Origin of the sequence: Gluconobacter sp. Dm-74 (genome assembly GCF_018256135.1) — a bacterium.
Taxonomy (GTDB): domain Bacteria; phylum Pseudomonadota; class Alphaproteobacteria; order Acetobacterales; family Acetobacteraceae; genus Gluconobacter; species Gluconobacter cadivus.
In genome coordinates this window covers 171-643 of the sequence record NZ_JAERLX010000032.1, presented here as the reverse complement: position 1 = coordinate 643, position 473 = coordinate 171, and the positions used below count along the sequence as shown (strand labels likewise).

General features: G+C 56.4%; 1 pseudogene. It reads left to right on the top strand.

Going from position 1 to position 473, the window contains the following annotated elements:
- Positions 1-473: pseudogene (locus JK208_RS15840) on the top strand (lyase family protein); the annotation flags it as partial.

Genomic DNA, 473 nt, shown 5'->3' with positions numbered 1-473 from the left:
AATGCACCTAAAGGTTTCAGCGTCGATATGGCCAATGCCATAGCCCAACTAACAGGCGAGCCATATGTTACAGCGCCAAATAAATTTTCCGCCCAAGGTACTCTAGATGCCATGGTTCGCATGAGCGCAGCTTTGCGAGGCGTGGCCGTAGCACTCATGAAGATCGCCAACGACATGCGCTGGCTGGCTTCCGGGCCACGATGCGGGTTGGGNNNGTAGCACTCATGAAGATCGCCAACGACATGCGCTGGCTGGCTTCCGGGCCACGATGCGGGTTGGGTGAGTTGCGGCTGCCAGAAAATGAGCCCGGATCGTCGATCATGCCGGGCAAGGTCAATCCTACTCAATGCGAGGCCCTCGTCATGATCGCGATCCAGGTCATTGGTGATGATACCTCGGTCGCTTTCGCCGGCAGTCAGGGCAATTTCGAACTCAACGCCATGCGACCGATCGTCATCAATAACGTCCTGCAT